Here is a 20,385-nt window from a genome sequence, read left to right as displayed (position 1 = left end):
ACGAGCACGGCACAGGGCAGGGAGCGGGAGCAGAGTTGAGCGGCGAGCGGACAACGGCACAGGACCCGTACTTCCCCGACCACGGCGACTCCCGTTACCGCGTGCATCGGTACGAACTCGCTCTGGAGTACCGTCCCGGTCCCAACCGGCTGGCCGGGACGGCGCGGCTCAGCGCCATCGCCGGCCGGGCGCCGCTCACCGAGTTCCATCTGAACCTCTCCGAGTTCAAGGTCGGCCGGCTCCTGGTGAACGGCCGCGCCCCGCACTACACCCACCGCGGCGGCAAACTCCGCGTCCGGCCGGCCAAGCCGCTGTCCGCGGGCGCCGCGTTCACCGTCGAGGTGCACTACGCGGGCAACCCCAAGCCGGTGCGCAGCCCGTGGGGCGGGCTGGGCTGGGAGGAGCTGACGGACGGCGCGCTGGTCGCGAGCCAGCCCGTCGGCGCCCCCTCCTGGTACCCGTGCAACGACCGGCCCGCCGACAAGGCCTCGTACCAGATCTCGGTGAACACGCCCTCCGCGTACACGGTGGTGGCGGGCGGGCGGCTGCTCACCCGTACGACCAAGGCCAGCACGACCACCTGGGTGTACGAGCAGTCCGCGCCGACGTCCAGCTATCTGGTCGGGCTCTCCATCGGCATGCACCAGACGGTGCTGCTCGGGGACCCCGGGCTCGGCGGGGTGCCGCAGACCGCCCATGTGCCGGCGCACCTGCTGCCCCGCTTCTCCCGTGACTTCGCCCGGCAGCCCGCGATGATGCAGCTGTTCGAGGAACTGTTCGGGCCGTATCCGTTCGGCGAGTACGCGGTGGTCGTCTCCGACGAGGAGTTCGACGTGCCGGTGGAGGCCCAGGGGCTCTCTCTCTTCGGCGCCAACCACGTGGACGGCGGGCGCGGTTCGGAGCGCCTCGTCGCGCACGAGCTCGCGCACCAGTGGTTCGGCAACAGCGTGACCATCGGCGACTGGCGGCACATCTGGCTGAACGAGGGCCTGGCGAAGTACGCCGAGTGGCTCTGGTCGGAGCGGTCCGGCGGCCGCACCGCGCAGGAGCTCGCGGGGACCGCGTACCGGCTGCTCGCCACGCAGCCGCAGGACCTGAAGCTCGCCGACCCCGGGCGCAAGCTGATGTTCGACGACCGGCTGTACGAGCGCGGGGGTCTCACCGTGCACGCGATCCGCTGCGCCCTGGGCGACGCCGCCTTCTTCCGCATGCTGCGCGACTGGGCGACCGCGCACCGGCACGGCGTGGTGACCACGGCGACCTTCACGGCCCATGTGTCCCGCTACGCGACGGAGCCGGTGGACGGACTCCTCAGGGCCTGGCTGCAGCAGCCGTCCCTGCCGCCCCTCCCGGCCACCCACGGCTCCCCCGCCATTCCGGAACGCCCCGCGTACCCGCCCACGAACGGCGGATCCGGGGGCCTGGGCAGGGCCTCGGCGTAACGCCCGTACAACCACTCGAAGCGATCATGAGTCTGACCGGACACACTGATCTCATTCGGGGGAACCGTGAACCACCGCATGTCCGGGCGCCGCCTCGCCGCCGCCCTCCTCGCCCTGAGCACCGTCACCGCCGTGACGGGGACGCTCGTCACCGCCCCGGCCGTCGCCGCGCCCACCGCCGCCTCCGCCGACGGGCGGTGCGTGCCGACCGCCCCCGGCCTGCTGCCCGCCGCGGCCGAGATCGTCTCCACCGGCTCCTTCGGGTACGTCACGACCTGCACGGACGAGAACGGCGCCGTCGCCCTGGAGTGGCACAGGAACGACGGCAGCGTGTCGCCCCTGGGCGGGCCGCACGGCTACGACTCCGTCTCCGACTACATCGTGACGGGCGACGGCAGCAGAATCGTCGCCTACCACCCGACGACCTCCACGTACGTCAACCACAGCGTCGGCACGTTCGGTTTCGGCGCCGAGGTCGTGGGCGTGGCCGGCTCCGTCCTGTACGTGAGCGTGCCCACGACCGGCACGGGCCGGGAGCTGTGGCAGCTGGAGAACGTGAACGGCGTCGTCCGGAAGACGAAGCTGTCGAACACGTACCGCGACGAGACCGAGACCGCGCACAAGGTCGTCGCCGCGGGCAGGGGCGCGGACGGCAGGCCCGTCGTCCTGATCCTCGGCAAGGGGTTCCGCGGCCCGGTCGACCGTCCCACCCCGTACGCCTGGGAGGCCCGGGTCCCCGTGACCACGGGCACCCCCATCGACCAGGAGTGGACCGGCGGCGCGGGGAACTGGGACGAGGCGGCGGCGACGGGCGCGTTCACGCCGAAGTACCGCGCGTGGATCCAGGGCGCCACGGCGGGCGGCCACGAGCTGGCCGTGCGCGCCTCCGGGATCGCCAGGAGCATCCCGCTCGGCGACATCCCGGGGCAGCCGGTCCTCGCCGGGATCGTCGGCGACACGGCCCTGTACGCGGCACGGCGCGACCCGTCCGCCGGACCCGAGGTCCTCACCCCGCTGTACGCGCGGAACATCGCCACGGGCGGCGCGCCCGCCAAGCTCCTGGTGAACTACTCCTCCGTCGCGCACTCCCCCGACGGCAGCCTGCTGGTGCGGGGTGCGACGACCGAGTCGGACGGCCTGTTCCGGATCACCGAGGGCCCCGGCGGCACGCCGACGGTGAGCCCCGTCGCCGACACCGGCCGGGTGCTCGGCGTGCAGGTGACGGAGTCGAAGGTCCCGACGGCGGTCGACCTGGAGAAGCCGGTCACGACGGCGATGGAGTGGGCGCTGTCGCGCGGCGACGCGCGCGTGGAGCTGACGCTGACCCACCAGCGGTCGGGCAGGAAGCTGGTGACGCGCCTGACGGAGTCCGGCGTTCCCGCCCGCTTCGCCTTCGCGTGGGACGGGCTCCTGAACGGGGCGAGCGCCCCGAACGGCGCCTACTCCTGGCAGCTGACGGCCACTCCGCTCGACGGTGTCGGCGCTCCCGGCACGGCCTCAGGAGCGTTCACGGTGTCCCGCCGGGCCAGCCTCCACGACTTCACCGACAACGGCTCCGCCGACCTCCTCGCCCGTGACTCCGCCGGGGTGCTCTGGAGCGACGACCTCTTCGACTGGCCGGTCGGCGGGCAGGCGACGCCGTCCAAGCGGACGAAGGTCGGGCCGGGCTGGAACACCTACCGGCAGATCGAGGCCGTCGGGAACATCGGCGGGGGGACGAGCGGCGACCTGGTCGCCCTGGACGGCACCGGAGTGCTCTGGCACTACCTGGGCAAGGGCGACGGCACCTTCGCCACCCGCTACCGGATCGGCGCCGGCTGGGGCGGCTACACCAGGCTCGCCGGCGGCTCCGACCTCGCGGCGGACGGCAGGGCGGACCTCTTCGCCGTCGACACCGCGGGGTACCTGTGGTTCTACCCGGGCACCGGGGACGCCGCGAAGCCGTACGGGACCCGGGTCCGGATGGGCGGCGGCTGGGGGGCCTACAACCAGCTGACCGCCGTCGGCGACATCGCCGGCGACAAGGGCGGCGATCTGCTCGCCCGGGACAAGGACGGCGTCCTCTGGCTCTACCCGAGCAACGGCTACTCGTACTCCACCCGCGTGCGCGTGGGCGGCGGCTGGGGCGGCTTCAGCCAGCTCGTCGGCGCCGGCGACGTGACCGGCGACGGCCGCCCGGACCTGGTCGCGTACGGCGCCGCCGGCACGTACGTCTACCGCTCGACGGGCTCCGCCACGGCCCCGTTCAGCCGCCAGACGACGCCGCTGTACGCGGGCGAGGGCAGCAGGTTCAACCACATCGCGTAGGGGTCCACCGCACACAGGGTGCCGCGGTCGGGCACCCGGTGCGTACGGGGCGAGGCGAGGCGGGGCGGGGGCGCCGGGGCGGCCCCACGGGACCGGGCCGCGGAGGGCGTCACGCCTCGCGGGACCGGCCCGCGGAGGGCGTCACCCCTCGCGGGACCGGGCCGCGGAGGGCGTCATCCCTCGCGGGACCGGGCCGCGGAGGGGCGTCACGCCTCGCGGGCGCCCTCGTACAGCGCCTCGACGACCTCGGCGTACTGCCGCTCCACGACGGGCCGCTTGACCTTGAGGCTCGGGGTGAGCTCACCGTGCTCGATGTCGAGGTCGCGCGGCAGGACCGCGAACTTCTTGATGGTCTGCCACCGCTGCAGGTCGCCGTTCACCCGCTGGACGAAGCCGTCGATCAGCGCGTGCGCCTCCGGCGAGGTGACGACCTCCGCGTAACTCCGCCCGTCGAGGCCCTGCGAGGCCGCCCACGGCATGATCACGCTCTCTTCGAGCGTGATCAGCGCGGTGCAGTAGTTGCGGTTGTCTCCGATGACCAGGATGTTGCTCGCGTACGGGCAGACGGCCTTGAACCGGCTCTCGATCTCGGTGGGCGCGATGTACTTGCCGCCCGAGGTCTTGAACAGGTCCTTCTTGCGGTCGGTGATCCGGAGGAAGCCGTCCTTGTCGATCTCGCCGATGTCGCCCGTGTGGAACCAGCCGTCGCTCTCCAGCACTTCGGCGGTCTTCTCCGGCAGGTTGTGGTAGCCGCGCATGACACCGGGCCCCCTCAGGAGGATCTCCCCGTCCTCGGCCACGCGGACCTCGGTGCCGGGCAGGGGTCTGCCGACCGTGCCCACCCGGAAGTCCTCGGCGGGGTTGACCGTGACGCCCGCGCTGGTCTCCGTCAGGCCGTAGCCCTCCAGCACGGGCACGCCCGCTCCCGCGAAGAAGTAGCCGATGTCGGGGGCGAGTGCGGCGCTGCCCGAGGCGCTGCCGCGGAGTTCGCCGCCGAACGCCGCCCGGATCCTGCCGTAGACGAGTCTGTCGGCGACGGCGTGCTGCACGGAGAGCCACCGGGGCAGCGTGCGCCGGCCCGTCGCCACCACGGTCTCCTGCCCGGTCCTGGCGTGGTCGCGGGCGACCCGCGCCGCCCACAGGAAGATCTTGTGCTTGATGCCGCCCTCGGCCTTCGACCTGGCGGCGATCCCGTTGTAGACCTTCTCGAAGATCCTCGGTGCGGACGCCATCACGGTGGGCCGGACGGCGGGCAGGTTGGTGATGATGCGGTCGATGCGGCCGTCCACCGCGATCACGCTGCCGGTCTTCACCTGACCGGCGATCAGGGCGTTGCCGAAGACATGGGACAGCGGCAGCCACAGGAACTGCACGTCGTCGGGGAGCAGCAGCCCGCTGACCTCCTGGGCGACGGCCTGGTAGGACCAGCAGTCGTGCACCAGGCGGACGCCCTTGGGGCGGCCGGTCGTGCCGGAGGTGTAGATCAGGGTGGCGAGCTGGTCCGGCAGGATGGCCCCGACCGCCGTCTCGACGGCATCCGGATGCTCCCGCAGATGCGCCGCGCCGCGCTTCTCCAGCTCTTCGAGGGTCAGCACGTCCAGCCCCTCGGCCCGCGGCATGTCCGGCTCGGGGTCGAAGACGATCACGGTGTCGAGGCCGGGCAGCTCCGCCGCGCGGCCGGCCACCTTGGCCAGCTGCCCGGCGTTCTCGACGAAGATCGCCCGGCTGCCGGAGTCGGCGAGGATGTACGCCGTCTCCTCGGCGTTGGTGCTCGGGTAGACGGCGGTCGCCGCGACGCCGGCGCACATCATGCCCAGGTCGGCGAGGATCCACTCGATCCGGGTCGAGGAGGAGATGGCCACCCGCTCCTCGGGGCGCAGCCCGAGGGTGAGCAGGCCGGCCGCGATCGTCCTGACCCGCTCCGCGGTCTGGGCCCAGGTCAGCGAGCGCCACTCCTCGGCGCCCGCCGCGGCGGGGCCGACCGCCACGGGATGGCGGTAGGCCTCCCGGTCGGGCGTGGCCGCGACCCGGGAGAGGAAGATGTGCGCCACCGACGGCGGGCGGCTTTCGAGAAGGTGCTGCGCGGAACTCATCCCAACCCCCCGGGATTGAACGGCCCGTCAACGCTTCCTTGACCGGCCGGTAACGTGCCGGTTTTCGGCGAGGCTAGGGGGAAACGCGGCGGGGCGTAAGGGAGCAGGCGAAGAAAGATACGGCGGGCCCGGCCCGCGCGCCCGGATCCGCCCCCGTCCCGGAGGTCCGTGGCGCACAGCCGCCGGCGGTGCACGGGCCGTCGCCATCCGGAGCGGTCCCACGGGATCGAACTTACGATGGGCGGGAGCCGGCGTCGGCAGCCCGCCGTGCCGGCCGTCCGAGGCGAGCAGGGCGGAGACGCATGGCACAGGTCACCGACGCGGCACGTACCGTGATCCTGACGGTGGACGACGACCCGGGGGTGTCCCGCGCCATCGCCCGCGACCTGCGGCGCCGCTACGGCGGCGGGTACCGGATCGTGCGCGCCGAATCCGGCGAGTCCGCGCTCGAAGCGCTCCGCGAGCTGAAGCTGCGGGGCGACCTCGTCGCCGTGATCCTCGCCGACTACCGCATGCCGCAGATGAACGGCATCGAGTTCCTCGAACAGGCCCTCGGCGTGTACCCGGGGGCCCGGCGCGTCCTGCTGACCGCGTACGCCGACACCAACGCGGCCATCGACGCGATCAACGTCGTCGACCTCGACCACTACCTCCTGAAGCCCTGGGACCCGCCGGAGGAGAAGCTCTACCCCGTCGTGGACGACCTCCTGTCGGCCTGGCGCGCCAGCGACTACCGGCCGGTGCCCGCGACGAAGGTGGTCGGTCACCGCTGGTCGGCGCGGTCCTCGTACGTACGCGAGTTCCTGGCCCGCAACCAGGTGCCGTACCGCTGGTACTCCTCCGACGAGCCCGAGGGCCGGCGCCTCCTCGAAGCGGCCGGGGCCGACGGCCGCCGACTGCCCCTGGTGATCACGCCGGACGGCACGGTACTGGTCGAGCCGGACGCGCCCGAGCTGGCCGCCCGGGTGGGGCTCGCCACGACACCGGCCGCCGACTTCTACGACCTCGTCGTCATCGGCGGCGGCCCGGCCGGGCTCGGCTCGGCGGTGTACGGGGCCTCCGAGGGGCTGCGGACCGTGCTGGTCGAGCGCTCGGCGACCGGCGGACAGGCCGGCCAGAGCTCCCGGATCGAGAACTACCTCGGCTTCCCCGACGGCGTCTCCGGCGGGCAGCTCACCGAGCGCGCACGGCGCCAGGCCACCCGCTTCGGTGCCGAGATCCTGACCGCGCGCGAGGTCACGGGCCTGGAGGTGAACGGCGCGGCCCGCGTCGTCCGCTTCTCGGACGGCACGGAGGTCGCCGCCCACAGCGTCATCCTCGCGACCGGGGTGTCCTACCGGCAGCTCCTGGCCCCGGGCTGCGAGGACCTGACCGGGCGCGGTGTGTACTACGGCTCCTCCCTCACCGAGGCGTCCTCCTGCCAGGACCAGGACGTGTACATCGTCGGCGGCGCGAACTCCGCCGGGCAGGCCGCGGTGTTCCTGGCGCGGGGCGCGAAGTCGGTGACGCTGCTCGTACGCGGCGAGTCGCTGGCGGCGTCGATGTCGTACTACCTGATCCAGCAGATCGAGGAGTCGCCGAACATCACCGTGCGGCCCCGGACGGTCGTCGAGGCGGCGCACGGCGAGGAGCACCTGGAGCGGCTGACCCTGCGGGACGCGGTGACCGGCGCGACCGACGTCGTGGACGCCCAGTGGATGTTCGTCTTCATCGGGGCGGCCCCCCTGACGGACTGGCTCGACGGGACGGTGCTGCGCGACGAGCACGGCTTCATCCTGGCGGGGCCGGACCTGACGCCGGACGGGCGGCCACCGGCCGAGTGGGCCCTCGACCGGCCGCCGTACCACCTGGAGACGAACGTTCCCGGCGTGTTCGTGGCGGGCGACGCGCGCGCCCAGTCCGCCAAGAGGGTCGCCTCGGCCGTGGGCGAGGGAGCCATGGCCGTGATGCTCGTCCACCGGTATCTGGAGCAGTCATGAGCGGACAGGGCGAAGACGGACCGGGCGGGGACGGACGGGTCCCGGGCGGGCCGGACGCGGGCGGCGCGGGCTCGGGCGGGCAGGACGCGGGCGGCGAGGTCATGCCCTGCGACCAGCACGAGATCGGCTCGCTCTTCCTGTTCGAGAAGCTATCCCCCGAGCAGCTCTCGCGGCTGTGCGCCGAAGGGCGGGTGGAGCGGTTCGGCCCCGGACCCGTCTACACCGAGGGCGACCCCGCCACCTGCTTCTACGTGATGATCGAGGGCACCGTCGTCCTGTACCGCCGGGTCGGCGGCGACGACGTGGAGGTGAGCCGCACCTCGCAACGCGGTGTGTACGCGGGAGCCATGCAGGCGTATCTCGGCGACCGGGTGCCCCAGACGTACAACAACTCCATGCGGGTGACCGAGCCCACCCGGTTCTTCGTCATGCCCGCGCAGTCGTTCGCCGACATCATGGCCGAGTGGTTCCCGATGGCGGTGCACCTCCTCGAAGGGCTGTTCTTCGGCTCCAAGAACACCCAGCGCGCGATCGGCCAGCGTGAACGGCTCCTGGCGCTCGGCTCGTTGTCCGCGGGGCTCACCCACGAGCTCAACAACCCGGCCGCGGCGGCGGTCCGGGCCACGGCGTCGCTGCGGGAACGGGTCGGCAAGATGCGGCACAAGCTGTCCGTCATCGCCAAGGGCCCCTACTCCCGGGAGGCGCTCGCCGAGCTCATCGAGATCCAGGAACGCACCGCGGAGCGCGTCGCCAAGGCGCCGGTGCTGAGCCCGCTGGAGGCGTCCGACCGGGAGGACGAGCTCGCCGACTGGCTGGAGGACCACGGCATCCCGGAGGGCTGGCGCATCGCGCCCACCTTCGTCCAGGCCGGTCTGGACACGGACTGGCTGGAGCAGGTGGCGGCCACCGTGGCCGACGACGTGCTGCCGGGGGCGGTCGGCTGGCTCAACTACACCGTCGAGACAGAGCTGTTGATGGACGAGATCGACGACTCCACCAACCGCATCTCGCACCTGGTGGACGCGGCCAAGCAGTACGCGCAGCTCGACCGCGCCCCGCACCGCGAGGTCGACGTCCACGAACTCCTCGACAGCACGCTCCTGATGCTGTCCGGCAAGATCGGCGACCGGGTGCGCGTCGTCAAGGACTACGACCGTTCGCTCCCCGACATACCCGCCTATCCGGCGGAGCTGAACCAGGTGTGGACCAACCTCATCGACAACGCGGTGTCCGCCATCGGGAGCGACGGCGGCGACGGCACCCTCACGGTCCGTACGGCCCGGGAGGGCGACCGGCTGCTCGTGGAGTTCCGCGACACGGGCCCGGGCGTCCCCGAGGAGATCCGCAGCCGCATCTTCGACCCCTTTTTCACGACCAAGCCGGTCGGCGAGGGCACCGGCCTCGGCCTCGACATCTCCTGGCGGATCGTGGTGAGCAAGCACCACGGAAGCCTCCAGGTCGAGTCCGTCCCGGGCGACACCCGGTTCCAGGTACTGCTGCCGCTGACCGCACCCCCAGACACCGCGGACACCGCCGACACCCCGGACGCGGACACCACGGACACCCCGGAGACCACCGAGGAGCACGCATGACCGAGATCGAGGGAATCGACCCGAGCGTCCCGCCCGCCGGCCCGGGCTGCGGCGACTGCGACGCGGCGGGCGGCTGGTGGTTCCATCTGCGGCGCTGCGCCCAGTGCGGGCACATCGGCTGCTGCGACTCCTCCCCGGCCCAGCACGCCACCGCGCACTGGAAGTCCACCGGGCACCCCCTCGTCCAGAGCTACGAGCCGGGCGAGAACTGGTTCTGGAACTACGCCACCGACGACCTGTACGACGCGGGACCCCCGCTGGCCCCGCCGGACGGCCACCCCGCCGACCAGCCGGCCCCGGGCCCGGCCGACCGCGTCCCACAGGACTGGCGGCAGCACCTCCACCGCTGAACGCCGCCGGACCCCGGGCGGCCGAAGTGGCGGCGTAGGCCCGGTCGTCGGCCTCCTCGGCCGTCACGTCGGGGACGACCATGGGCCGGTAGGGTCGACTGCCATGACGAAGGACATCGCGGACGGGATCACGGACGGAACCACGGACGAGTCGGCGGACGGCACGGCGAGCGGCACGGCGATCGACTGGCGGGCGGACCGCATCGGCAGCGCGCTTCGCGGCACGAACCCCTCGGTCCTCCGGCGGCTCGACACCGGATTCGCGGTCGTCGGGGACGTCCAGTTCCTGCCCGGGTACTCCGTTCTCCTGGTGGACGATCCCGCGGTGCAGCGCCTGTCGGAGCTGCCGAAGGACCGGCGGCTGCGGTTCCTCGCCGACATGGACCTGCTCGGCGAGGCCGTCGAGCGTGCCTGCCGGCGGCTCGACCCCCAGTTCCGCCGGGTGAACCTGGAGATCCTCGGGAACACCGACGGGTTCCTGCACGCCCACGTCTGGCCCCGGTACGAGTGGGAGCCCGCCGATCTCGTGGGCATGCCGGTGTGGCTGTACCCGAGGGAGCGGTGGACCGACGAGCGGTACGCGCTCGGCCCGCAGCACGACACCCTGCGCGGAGCGATCGGCGACGCGCTGGACCGCCTCGCCGGCGCGTGATCCGCCCCGGCGTCGCGCGGGCCGACCGGACCGGGAGGCGCGGGACGCGGGGAACGGGCGGCGGTGGGGAACCCGTCGGGTGTCTCAGTCGACGACGCGCAGCCGGGTGACGCCCCGGTCGAGCGCCCCGCGGACATGGCCGTTCGGCGCCGTCGCGGTCCGCTGCAGGAAGCGTACGACCTCGGCGGTGATGACCTCGCCCGGCAGGACGTTGGGAATGCCGGGCGGGTACGCGGCCCCAGCGTGTCCGCGGAGATCCGTCCACGCCTCGTGCCCCGCGATGCCCCCGGCCCGGGTGTCGAGGGCGTGGTCCAGGGCCTCGTGGCCGCCGGGACGGGTGTGGCCCTCATCCCCCGGCTCGCCCTGGGGGCGCCGCGCCCCGACCTGGTCGTCCGCCCCCTGGCCGGACCGGTCCTGGCGCGGGAGATCAGCGTCGCCGTGCTGCGCTCGGCCTCGAACCGGGCGGCCCAGGAGCTGGTCTCGGCTCTGCGGGAGCAGGCCGCGCTGGTCGCGGAACGCTGGGCCGGGTGAGGACGGGCGGCCGCGCCCGCCCCGCCGAGGGTCTACGAGCCCGCCCCGCCAAGGGTTTCGACGAGCCCGACCCGCCGGGGACGGGCCTCTCGGATTCGCCCGCCGGGCACCGCACGTGGCGGTCCCTGCGTAGAGTACGGCCGGGCGCGGTGAGATCAGATGGAGTTCCTATGACCGCGATCAGCCTTGAGCACGCCACCGTCCCCGCCGACACGGGCGAGGTGACCCTCCTGATAGCCCGCCGGGTGGAGCCCGGCTACGAAGCGGCCTTCGAGCTGTGGGCCCGGGGCATCCTCGACAGCGCGGCCGCCTTCCCCGGCCATCTCGGCCACGGTCTCTTCCGCTCCTCCGGCGGCGACGCCCCGTGGTTCCTCGTGCACCGCTTCCGGAACGAGGCGGCGTGCCGGGCCTGGCAGGACTCACCGGAGCGGGCCGCCTGGTTCGCCGACTGCGAGGGGCATCACCACACGGAGATCGCCCGGCGCACGCTGACCGGCATGGAGACCTGGTTCGCCAAGCCGGGCTCGACGCGGCCCGCCCCGCCCCGGTGGAAGATGGCGATCAGCGCGACCCTGGCGATCTACCCGATCTCGGTCCTGGGCAGCCTCCTCCTCGTCCCCCGGCTCACCGGTCTTCCCCTGCTGCTCAGCAGCGCGATCGTCGCCTGTGTGTTCAACGTGCTCATGACCTATGTGGCGATGCCCGCCGTGAGCAGGCTGCTGCGCGGCTGGCTCACGCCGTAGCCGACCGGGCGGCGGCCCGCCCCGGGGGCGGTGCGGCGGGCGCCCGCGATCCGGCCCGTCCGGGGCTGGTTCGTCATCTAAGATTCAGGGCGGCCTCAGGGCCGCGGCCCGTCGCTGCGCGCGGCGGCCGCGGAACGGTCAGGCCGGTCCGGGACAGCGGCCCTCCGGGGCCTCGGTCCGGACGGGACCACATGACGCTGATCACAAAGATCCCAGGGAATCGGGTGACCGCCGGCGTGCGTCTCATTGGTGCGGGTTTCCCAGCTCACCCGGCTCACCCGCCCACGCTAGAGAAGACCCCCAGGGAGAAGTGAGGTATGTCCGTGATCTGCGTCGGCGGCATGATCGGAATCGGCAAGACGAGTGTGGCCGAGCTGATCGCCAAGGAGCTGGGCAGCGACGTGTTCTACGAGAGCGTGGAGGACAACCCGATCCTGCCGCTCTTCTACACGGCGAGCCCCGAGGAGATCCAGGCGAAGCGGTACCCCTTCCTCCTCCAGCTGTACTTCCTCCAGACGCGCTTCGCCGCGATCAAGGAGGCGTACAAGAGGGGGGACAACGTCCTCGACCGGTCCATCTACGAGGACTGGTACTTCGCCAAGGTCAACCACGACCTGGGACGGATCAGCTCCCTCGAGATGCAGGTGTACGAGGGGCTGCTCGACGAGATGATGCGGGAGATCGACGGCCTGCCGTACCGCAAGGCCCCCGACCTCATGGTCTACCTCAAGGCGGACTTCGAGACCGTGCTGCACCGCATCGGGCTGCGCGGCCGCGACTTCGAGCAGGACGAGAGCCTGGTCGAGTACTACCGGACCCTGTGGTCCGGCTACGACGACTGGGTGCACAAGCACTACTCGGCCAGCGACGTCCTGGTCGTCGACATGAACCACACGGACATCGTCAACAACGCCGAGGACGCGGCCCGGGTGGCCCAGGAGGTCAGGAACGCGCTGGCGGAGGCCACCCGGCGCGCCTGACGCGGCGCGCGGGTCCGGCGGCCGGGAGCTCCGGCCGCCGGACGGCTCACCCGTCGTCGGGTGTCCGTGCCGCCGCCGTCGGGCTCAGCAGGCCAGGGTGCCCCTGCGCAGGGCGTGGCCGCCCGTGTTGCTGTCGTCCGACCAGTACACCGGCTTGGTGCCGCCGACGCACTCGTCGGCACCGGCCACGGCGAAGCCCTCGTTGTTGAGGTCGGGCATGCCGCTGGGGCGCTGGTAGGACGCGGCGGGGGCGAAGGTGCCGGCGGCGCCGATCTTCATGGTCCTGTGCTGTCCGCCGCAGGTGTCGTCGCAGACCACCCACAGCCGGGCCGCCTGCGGCTCCCACTGGAGCTCCATCACGCCGGCCAGGCCGCTGGCGACGGTGGCGACGCGGGTGGCGGTACCGCTGTCCTGGAGGACGTACGCGTGGACAGCGCCGGTGCCCTCCACGCCGAGGAGGAAGACGCCGCCGGTGTGGGCGCCGTACCGGTTCGGGTCGTAGGCCGCGCCGGTCGACTCGTCCTTGAACCCGGCCGCGACGAGGGTGGTGTCGGGGATCCAGGTGATCGCCTCGAAGCCGAGGTTGGAGCCCACGGCCGGCAGGCCGGCGGTCAGGTTCCACTCCTTCGTGGCGGTCAGGGTGCTGCCGGTGCCGGTGGCGACCTCGTAGCGGAGCACGGACAGGCGGCTGGTGCCGGAGGCGTCGCCGTTCCGCTCGGTGGCGACGTACGCGCCGCCCGCGGCGCCGGCGGAGGTCAGGGTGACCGCCTCGCCGTCGGGGCTGCCGCTCCCGCCGGGGTAGCGCAGCGTCTTGCCGGAGGTCCAGCCGTTGGCGGTGTCCGGCCGCCAGCCGCCGGAGCCGTCCCGGACCAGACGCCACAGCCTGCCGGTGTTCTGGGCGGCCCAGAGGACGGACCCCTCCTGGTACAGGCCGCTGAGGTCCTCGCCGAAGACGTCGGAGCCGTCGGCCGTCGACACGGAGCCGCCGCCGGGCCAGGACACCGGGTTCGTGCCGCCCCCGGTACCGCAGCCGTTCGGCGCGCCGAGGGTCAGGGCCGCCTTCCCGAAGGCACCCGTGCCGTCGGGGCAGCGCGACCAGGACGGGGCGGAGTGGGCGGTCCAGGTGAAGCTGTCGACGAGGGTGCTGCCGCCCGGCAGGTAGAGGCGGGCCTTGTCGCTGGAACCGAGACCGAACGCCGCGGCCACGGCGAACGCGCGCGCCGCCCCCGGAGCGAGCGTCGTCCCGGCCGGAACCGTGAAGGTGTGGCTCGCGTCGTCGTCCTTGAGGACCCAGCCGGAGATGTCGACCGCGGCCGCGCCCTTGTTGTACAGCTCGATCGAGTCGTCGACGCTGCCGGTCGTCACCACCTCGTTGATACGGACGTCGTCCGCCGGAGCGGCGTGCGCGGCCGGGGCGGTCAGCGTCGCGGCGGCGAGCAGCGTGGCGGCTGCGGCCACGGCGAGGCGGAGCGGGGCGAGGCGGCGACGCCCCCGGGGGGCGCGAACTTCGTGCACGGAGTGTCCGTCCTGAGAGAGTGGCGAAGGGCGTCACGAGACTCACGCCCGCCGCCGAACGCCGGTCGGCGTCGGACCCGTTGTCACATGAACGCCCGTCGAACGGCAGGCGGCCCGCCGCGGCCCGACCCGGGATCGGGTCGGGGCGTGGCGGGCCCCTTCGGCTACGCCGGGTCGATGCGGGTGATGGCGCCGCCCTGCGCCAGGACGTACAGCTCGCCCGCGCCGCCCTCCACGAACGAGACGACCTCGCCGCCGTTGACGACGAGGTCGTTCACCGCGGTCACCTTCCCGTTCCTGAGCCCGAGGGAGCGGATGGTGCCGTCGCAGTAGTCGCTGAACACGTACTGGCCCCTGAGGGCCGGGATCGCGCTCCCCCGGTAGACGAACCCGCCGGTCACCGCGCAGCCGAGACCGGTGCGGGGGTACTCGTGGATCGGGCGCGCGTGGTTCGCCGGCTCGGTGCCGCCCCGGAAGGGGTGGTTGCCCTCCATCTGGGACCAGCCGTAGTTCTCGCCGCCCCTGCTCCTCGCGGGCGCCCGGTCGATCTCCTCCCAGTCGTTCTGACCGACGTCGCCGATGAAGAGGTCGCCCGTGCGCGCGTCGAAGGAGAACCGCCACGGGTTGCGCAGCCCGTACGCCCAGATCTCGCCCCTGGCGTTCGGGTCGCCGACGAAGGGGTTGTCCGAGGGGATCGCGTACGGGGTGCCTCCGCGCGGGTCGATCCGCAGCATCTTGCCGAGCAGCGTGTCGAGGTTCTGCCCGTTGCCGTGCGGGTCGCCGCCCGCGCCGCCGTCGCCGAACGCGATGTAGAGGTATCCGTCGGGCCCGAACCTGATGTCGCCGCCGTTGTGGTTCGCGTACGGCTGCGTCTGGGTGAGGACGGTGCGCCGGGTCTCCGGCCGGATCCGGCCCTTGCGTACGGCGAACTCGTCGATGGTGCTGGTGCCTTCGAGATTCGTGTACGAGAGGTAGAGGTGCGTGCGCGCGGGGTCGAACGCGATGCCGAGCAGGCCGCGTTCACCGTCGGTGGTGGTCTCGGCGGAGATGTCGAGCACCGGCTCGCCCAGCCCCTTCGGACCCAACACCCTTACTGTGCCTGCTCGTTCGGCGATCCAGACTGCTCCACCCGGACCGACGGCTCCGGCGATCGGGTTGCGCGCCGTGGCGACGGGGGTGAGCGAGATCTTCGCGACCTTCGCGGCCTTCGCGACCGGCTGCCGCAGGCCCGCGTCCTCTGCGGAGGCGGAGGCGGAGGCGAGCGCGAGGGTGGTGACGAGACCGAGGGCGCAGAGGAGGGCAGAGCTTCTCGTGCGAACGTTCACCGTGATCCTCCTGGAGGCGGTGCATGGGGGGACCCGGCTGCTGGGGGCAGTGGTCGGGATCGTCGTCGCCCGCGCCAGCACGCAACCGGGGGTGGGGGGAACGGGTGTACCGCTGGCCACGGAGGAGACTACTGGGACGCGGGCAATTGGTATAGGCCAAGTGCGCGCCCGTGTGGGCGCCGGAGGTGCGCGACGGCGGAACCGGACCCCGCGGTCAGTCCTGCGGGCGGCCGGCCGTGACGAGGTAGTAGTCGAGATGGCGCTGCTCGTAGGCCTTCAGGAAGTTCCGCGGCCAGGTTCCCGGCTTCCACTGGTCCGCGAGCCAGCGGTCCCAGCCGTGCCACACGTCCGGTCCGATGGACACGGCCCGCGCGTCCGTCAGGCCGGCCCGGGTCAACGCGTCGGTCAGGACGGTGACGGGCCGCGCGACGTCCAGGCCGTCGGCGAACGTCTCCAAGTACGACGCGAGCCTGGCTCCGTGCTCCGGGTCGTCGTCCGGGGTGAAGAAGCTCGCGACGGCCACCCGGCCGCCGGGCCGCAGCAGCCGGGCCGCCTCCCGGCCGAAGGCGGCCATGTCGTCGAAGTGCTGGGCGGCCTCGACGCTGTAGACGCAGTCGAACTCGCCGTCGCCGAACGGCATCTCCTCCGCCGCGCCGCGCACGAACCGGAGCGCCGACGGCGAGGCCTCCAGCAGCACCGCGTTCGTCCGGCGGGCACGGTCCAGCTGCTGCGGATGGATGTCCATACCGGTCACCCGCTCCGGCCGGTACTCACGCAGGGCGAGCGCGCAGCCGACACCGAGCCCGCAGCCGACCTCGACGATCCGCCGGCCGTCGAGCGGACCGGCGGCGCCGAGCACCTGCCGGTACATGTCCTCCTGGCTGCGGACCCGGTCGTCGACCGCGAGCGGTCCGGCGAGGTCGATCGCCCGCCAGTAACCGAAGTTGATGAACCCTCCGGCGAACACCGGCACCGAACTGAGGTCGGCCGGACCGTACGTCTCCCGAACAGCGGCCCGCATCGGCACCTGCTCCACCACCCGCGTCACCTCCGCGACCAGTCTGCCGCCCGCCCCCACCCCTGTCGACGGCGCCTCGCGCCACTCAACCCGAAAGGGCGCACGGACCCGGGCCCCGCGCGGTCGGCGCACAGCCCGCCGCACGGCCCGCGGAACGCCAGCGGCTCAGCGTCGACGACCGGGCTGATCGTGTTCCGCGCCGCCGACACCGCCCCGGCCGCCCGCGCCGCTCCCGCCGCCGACACCGCCCCCACCGGTGCCGAGGTACGCCTCGCGCACCGCCGGGTCCGCGTGGACCTCCCCCGCCGACCCTTCGGCGAGAACGCGGCCGAGATCGAGCACCACGACGCGTGAACACAGCTCCATCACGAAGGCCACGTCGTGCTCGACGAGCAGCACCGCGCAGTTCTCCTCGTCCGCCATGTGGCGGACGACGGCGGCGAGTCCGCGCCGCTCCTCGGCGGTCGTCCCGGACGCGGGCTCGTCCAGGAGCAGGACCCGGGGCGGATCGGCGAGCGCGCGAGCCAACTCGACCAGGCGGGCCTGTCCGACGGGCAGGCCGCCCGCGTACGCGTCGGCGAGGGCGTCGAGCCCGCACTCGTGCAGCACCGCCGCGGCCCGCTCCCGGCGGCGCCGCGCCGCGGGCCGTGCTCCGCCCCGCCAGTCCTGTGCCACCACGAGATTGTCCGCGACGGTCAACTGGCCGAAGAGCTGCTGGCGTTGGAACGTGCGACGGATGCCGTGCCGGGCCCGCCAGACGGGTGAACGGCGGGTGATGTCCGTACCGTCGTAGGCGACGGTACCCGCGTCCGGCCGCCGCATCCCCGACAGCACGTCGAAGAGCGTCGTCTTGCCCGCGCCGTTCGGACCGATGAGGCCGCAGATCTCACCGGGGCCGACGGAGACGGTCACGTCGCGCAGGGCGTGGACGCCGCCGAAGCGGACGCCGATCCCGCTCGCGCGGAGCAGAGGGTGGCTCATCGGCGGGCTCCCGTCCCCAGGTAGGCCTCGGCAAGCCGGTCCCGGTCCACCTCGGACCGCGGGCCGGACCAGGCGATCTCGCCCTGCGCGAGGTACGCGACGGTGTCGGCGATGCCGAGCACCTCGGCCGCCTTCTCCTCGACGAGAACCAACGCGGTTCCCTGATCGCGCAGTTCGGTCAGGAGGCGGAAGACCTCCTCCACCACGAGCGGCGCGAGCCCGAGGGACGGTTCGTCGGCGACGAGGACGGCCGGCGGCCGCTGGAGGAGCGGGGCGAGGGCCAGGAGCTGCTGTTCGCCGCCGGACAGTGAGCCAGCGGCGACGGTCCGGCGGGCGGCCAGCGCGGGGAACCGGGCGTACACGGCGTCCCGGTCCTCCGTCTCCGCCAGCTGGAGGGCCAGGTTCTCCTCGATCGACAGTCCGGCGAAGATCCCCCGGCCCTCGGGGGCCAGCCGTACCCCCCTCCGGGCACGGGGGACCGCCGTGTCGCGGATGGCGTCCGCACCCCGCACCCGCACGAGCCCGCCGGCCGGCCGCAGGAGGCCCGCCGCCACCCGGCAGAGGGTGGACTTCCCCGCCCCGTTGGGCCCGAGCAGCACCAGCACCTCGCCGCCGCGCACCACGAGGTCCACGCCGCGCAGCACGGGCGCGCCGCCGTACCCGGCGTGGACGCCGCTCAGTTCGAGCGCGCCCGGTCCCGGCGACCCGCCGGGGCCGGCGCCAGGTCCGACGCCGGGTCCCGCAGCGCTGCCCGCCGCGCCGACGCCGTTCGCGGGCCGGGGCGCGGCGGCCGGTTGCGGCACCCGCGCGAGGCCCGGTGCGAGACCCGGCGCGGAGACCGGCACGGAACCCGCCACAGGACCCGGCACGGGACCCGCCACAGGACCGGGCCCAGAACCCGGCACGGGCCCCGGCCCAGGACCCGATACGGTTCCCCCCGCCGCCGCCCCCCGCTTCGCCGCTCGCCGGGCGGCCCGCCGCGACGGCAGCGCCGCGCAGTAGCCGTCCGGGTCGTTGGCCAGCGCGAGCCCCGCCAGGCCGAACAGGATCACCGGCAGATGCGCGGACTCCGTCACGTAGGTCGCCATCAGATGCGGGACCACCGCGAAGACAAGCCCCGCCACCACCGCGAACTGCGGCCTGCGCACTCCGGCGGCGACGACGACCGCCAGCCACACCAGGCCCGTCATCGCCGTGAAGTCGGTTGCCGTGATCCGGGTGTTGTACGAGGCGTAGAGCACCCCTCCGAAGCCCGCGAGGCCCGCCGACACCGTGAAGAGCAGAAGTTTCGTCCGTACCACCGACACCCCCGAGGCGGCGGCGGCCTCCGGGGCCGAGCGGACCGCCAGCATCGCCCGGCCCCAGCGGGAGGCGCGCAGCCGGGTGAGCAGCGCGACGAGCACCCCGCTGAGCAGCACGAGCGCGAGTCCCATGGCCCGGTCGTCGCCCAGGTCGACGGGTCCGGCCACCGGCCTCGGGATCTCCCACCCGGTGTCGCCGTTGCGCAGCCAGCCGAGCTGGAAGAGCACCTGATCCGCCAGGAACGCGAGCGCCAGGGTGGCCAGGGCCAGTGATCTGCCCCCGAGCCGGAGGGCGGGCAGCGCGGCCACCGCGCCGAGCAGGGCCGCCGCCGCCGTGCCGACCGCGGCCGCGGCGACGAAGGGCCAGCCGTGGCTCATCAGCAGGCCCGCGACCAGGGCGGCGCCGGTCACGAACGTCGCCTGGGCGAGGGACACCATGGCACCGAGCCCGGTGACCACGGTGAACGACATGAAGACGAGCCCGATCGCGAGCCCCTGGGTCAGGATCCCGCTCCAGAAGGGGGTGGTCACGGTGTAGAACGCCGCACCGAGGAGCACGCCGGCCACCAGCCACGCGCCCCAGCGGCGCCCCCACCCCTTCCCGGCGAGGTACTCCACCGGCGGCGGGTCCACGGCCGCCGTGCCCGCCGCGCGGCGCCGCCGCCGTACCAGGACGACGAGACCGGCGAAGAGGATGAGGAACGGCACGGCGGTACGGAAGCCGGTGATGCCCTCGGCGAACGAGGCGTACCCCGCCACCAGGTTCTGCAGCACCCCGAGCCCGAGGCCGCCCAGGAAGGCGAGCGGCACCGACGCGAAGCGCCCGAGGACCGCCGCGGTCGCCGAGACGAACAGGAACAGCGTGTAGTCGTGCGCGGAGAGCCCGAGGAGCGGGGTCGCGAGGACACCGGCGAGGCCCGCGAGACCGGAGGACAGCATCCACGCGATCGATGACAGCCGGTCCGCGCTGATGCCCCGGAGCTCGGTCAGCGCGCGGTTGTCGACCGCCGCCCGCAGCCGCAGACCGAGCCGGGTGTGCCGCATCAGGACCCACAGGCCGGCCGCCGCGAGGGCGGTGGCGATCCAGGTGATCAGCTGGTCGGAGTCGACGCCCACCCCGTCGAGCGGCTGCCAGGACACCGCGGGGCTCGGCCCGACGCCCGGCAGCCCGAACTGGTTCTCGGCGGGAAGCACCGGGGCGCCCGCCCGCTCCAGGAGTTCGACCGCCCACAGCCCGGCCGCGGGCAGCGCGACCAGCAGTCCGATGGTGGCCACGATCTGCGCCGTCTCGCCGACCTTGGCCAGCTTTCTGAACATCAGCCGGTCCAGGCCCCAGCCGAGTCCGGGCGCCACCACGCACACCAGGAGCAGGGCGGTGGGGACGGCCGGCCAGCCGAAGCCGGAGTGGAGCTCGTAGAACGCCAGCGCGCACAGGTAGGCGGTGGCGCCGTGCGCGAAGTTGAAGAGCCCGGAGGCGGAGTACGACAGCACGAGTCCGGTCGCGAGCAGCGCGTACAGCGCGCCGGAGACCAGCCCGCTCAGGACGAAGCCCAGCAGGTCACCCACGTGACGCGCC

Annotated in this window: 15 protein-coding genes; 9 read left to right on the top strand and 6 right to left on the bottom strand. The window is 73.4% G+C overall.

The window, feature by feature from the left end; translation table 11 throughout:
- Positions 1 to 35 precede the first annotated feature (35 nt).
- Positions 36 to 1,442, top strand: a complete 1,407-nt coding sequence (locus AMK27_RS01750; RefSeq protein ID WP_073902246.1) for a M1 family metallopeptidase — start codon at positions 36 to 38, stop codon at positions 1,440 to 1,442.
- A gap of 66 nt (positions 1,443 to 1,508) precedes the next feature.
- On the top strand, positions 1,509 to 3,749 hold the full coding sequence (locus AMK27_RS01745; RefSeq protein WP_143204802.1) for a hypothetical protein: 2,241 nt from the start codon (positions 1,509 to 1,511) through the stop codon (positions 3,747 to 3,749).
- A gap of 206 nt (positions 3,750 to 3,955) precedes the next feature.
- On the opposite strand, the gene AMK27_RS01740 is transcribed toward AMK27_RS01745, so the two are convergent.
- Positions 3,956 to 5,842 carry an AMP-dependent synthetase/ligase gene (locus AMK27_RS01740; protein WP_073902244.1) on the bottom strand — a complete coding sequence of 629 codons (1,887 nt, stop codon included), beginning with the start codon at positions 5,840 to 5,842 and terminating at the stop codon, positions 3,956 to 3,958.
- Positions 5,843 to 6,144: 302 nt separating this feature from the next.
- Between AMK27_RS01740 and AMK27_RS01735 the strand changes: the two genes are divergently transcribed.
- The 7 genes from AMK27_RS01735 to AMK27_RS01705 all read left to right on the top strand — a co-directional run bounded on the left by AMK27_RS01735 (position 6,145) and on the right by AMK27_RS01705 (position 12,669).
- Complete coding sequence (locus AMK27_RS01735) at positions 6,145 to 7,821, top strand: FAD-dependent oxidoreductase (RefSeq protein WP_073902243.1); 1,677 nt, start codon at positions 6,145 to 6,147, stop codon at positions 7,819 to 7,821.
- A 101-nt stretch (positions 7,822 to 7,922) separates the two neighbouring features.
- On the top strand, positions 7,923 to 9,413 hold the full coding sequence (locus tag AMK27_RS01730) for an ATP-binding protein (RefSeq protein ID WP_073903806.1): 1,491 nt from the start codon (positions 7,923 to 7,925) through the stop codon (positions 9,411 to 9,413).
- Complete coding sequence (locus tag AMK27_RS01725) at positions 9,410 to 9,763, top strand: UBP-type zinc finger domain-containing protein (protein WP_073902242.1); 354 nt, start codon at positions 9,410 to 9,412, stop codon at positions 9,761 to 9,763. The genes AMK27_RS01730 and AMK27_RS01725 overlap by 4 nt, the downstream gene beginning before the upstream one ends.
- 103 nt (positions 9,764 to 9,866) lie before the next feature.
- On the top strand, positions 9,867 to 10,415 hold the full coding sequence (locus AMK27_RS01720; RefSeq protein WP_241847271.1) for an HIT family protein: 549 nt from the start codon (positions 9,867 to 9,869) through the stop codon (positions 10,413 to 10,415).
- A 243-nt stretch (positions 10,416 to 10,658) separates the two neighbouring features.
- Positions 10,659 to 10,946 carry a LysR substrate-binding domain-containing protein gene (locus AMK27_RS41030; protein ID WP_079188250.1) on the top strand — a complete coding sequence of 96 codons (288 nt, stop codon included), beginning with the start codon at positions 10,659 to 10,661 and terminating at the stop codon, positions 10,944 to 10,946.
- A gap of 170 nt (positions 10,947 to 11,116) precedes the next feature.
- Positions 11,117 to 11,689 carry an antibiotic biosynthesis monooxygenase gene (locus AMK27_RS01710; protein ID WP_073902241.1) on the top strand — a complete coding sequence of 191 codons (573 nt, stop codon included), beginning with the start codon at positions 11,117 to 11,119 and terminating at the stop codon, positions 11,687 to 11,689.
- Positions 11,690 to 12,006: 317 nt separating this feature from the next.
- Complete coding sequence (locus AMK27_RS01705) at positions 12,007 to 12,669, top strand: deoxynucleoside kinase (protein ID WP_073902240.1); 663 nt, start codon at positions 12,007 to 12,009, stop codon at positions 12,667 to 12,669.
- Positions 12,670 to 12,753: 84 nt separating this feature from the next.
- Here the strand turns inward: AMK27_RS01705 and AMK27_RS01700 are convergent, their stop codons facing one another.
- The 5 genes from AMK27_RS01700 to AMK27_RS01680 form a co-directional block, all read right to left on the bottom strand.
- A complete protein-coding gene (locus AMK27_RS01700) occupies positions 12,754 to 14,184 on the bottom strand; it encodes a lamin tail domain-containing protein (RefSeq protein ID WP_107425452.1) in 1,431 nt (476 codons plus the stop codon).
- A gap of 164 nt (positions 14,185 to 14,348) precedes the next feature.
- Entirely contained in the window at positions 14,349 to 15,509 is a 1,161-nt protein-coding gene (locus AMK27_RS01695) for a PQQ-dependent sugar dehydrogenase (RefSeq protein WP_073902239.1), read from the bottom strand.
- 214 nt (positions 15,510 to 15,723) lie between these two features.
- Positions 15,724 to 16,548, bottom strand: a complete 825-nt coding sequence (locus AMK27_RS01690; RefSeq protein ID WP_241847270.1) for a class I SAM-dependent methyltransferase — start codon at positions 16,546 to 16,548, stop codon at positions 15,724 to 15,726.
- A 144-nt stretch (positions 16,549 to 16,692) separates the two neighbouring features.
- Entirely contained in the window at positions 16,693 to 17,508 is an 816-nt protein-coding gene (locus AMK27_RS01685) for an ABC transporter ATP-binding protein (protein WP_241847269.1), read from the bottom strand.
- Positions 17,505 to 20,375, bottom strand: coding sequence for an ABC transporter permease subunit (locus AMK27_RS01680; RefSeq protein ID WP_073902238.1), 2,871 nt, complete (start codon positions 20,373 to 20,375; stop codon positions 17,505 to 17,507). Before AMK27_RS01680 ends, AMK27_RS01685 begins: the two co-directional genes overlap by 4 nt.
- Positions 20,376 to 20,385: the final 10 nt, after the last annotated feature.

The organism is Streptomyces sp. CB02009 (assembly GCF_001905825.1).
GTDB lineage: Bacteria > Actinomycetota > Actinomycetes > Streptomycetales > Streptomycetaceae > Streptomyces.
Note: the sequence above shows the minus strand (reverse complement) of the source record. Positions and strands in the feature narration are given on the sequence as shown.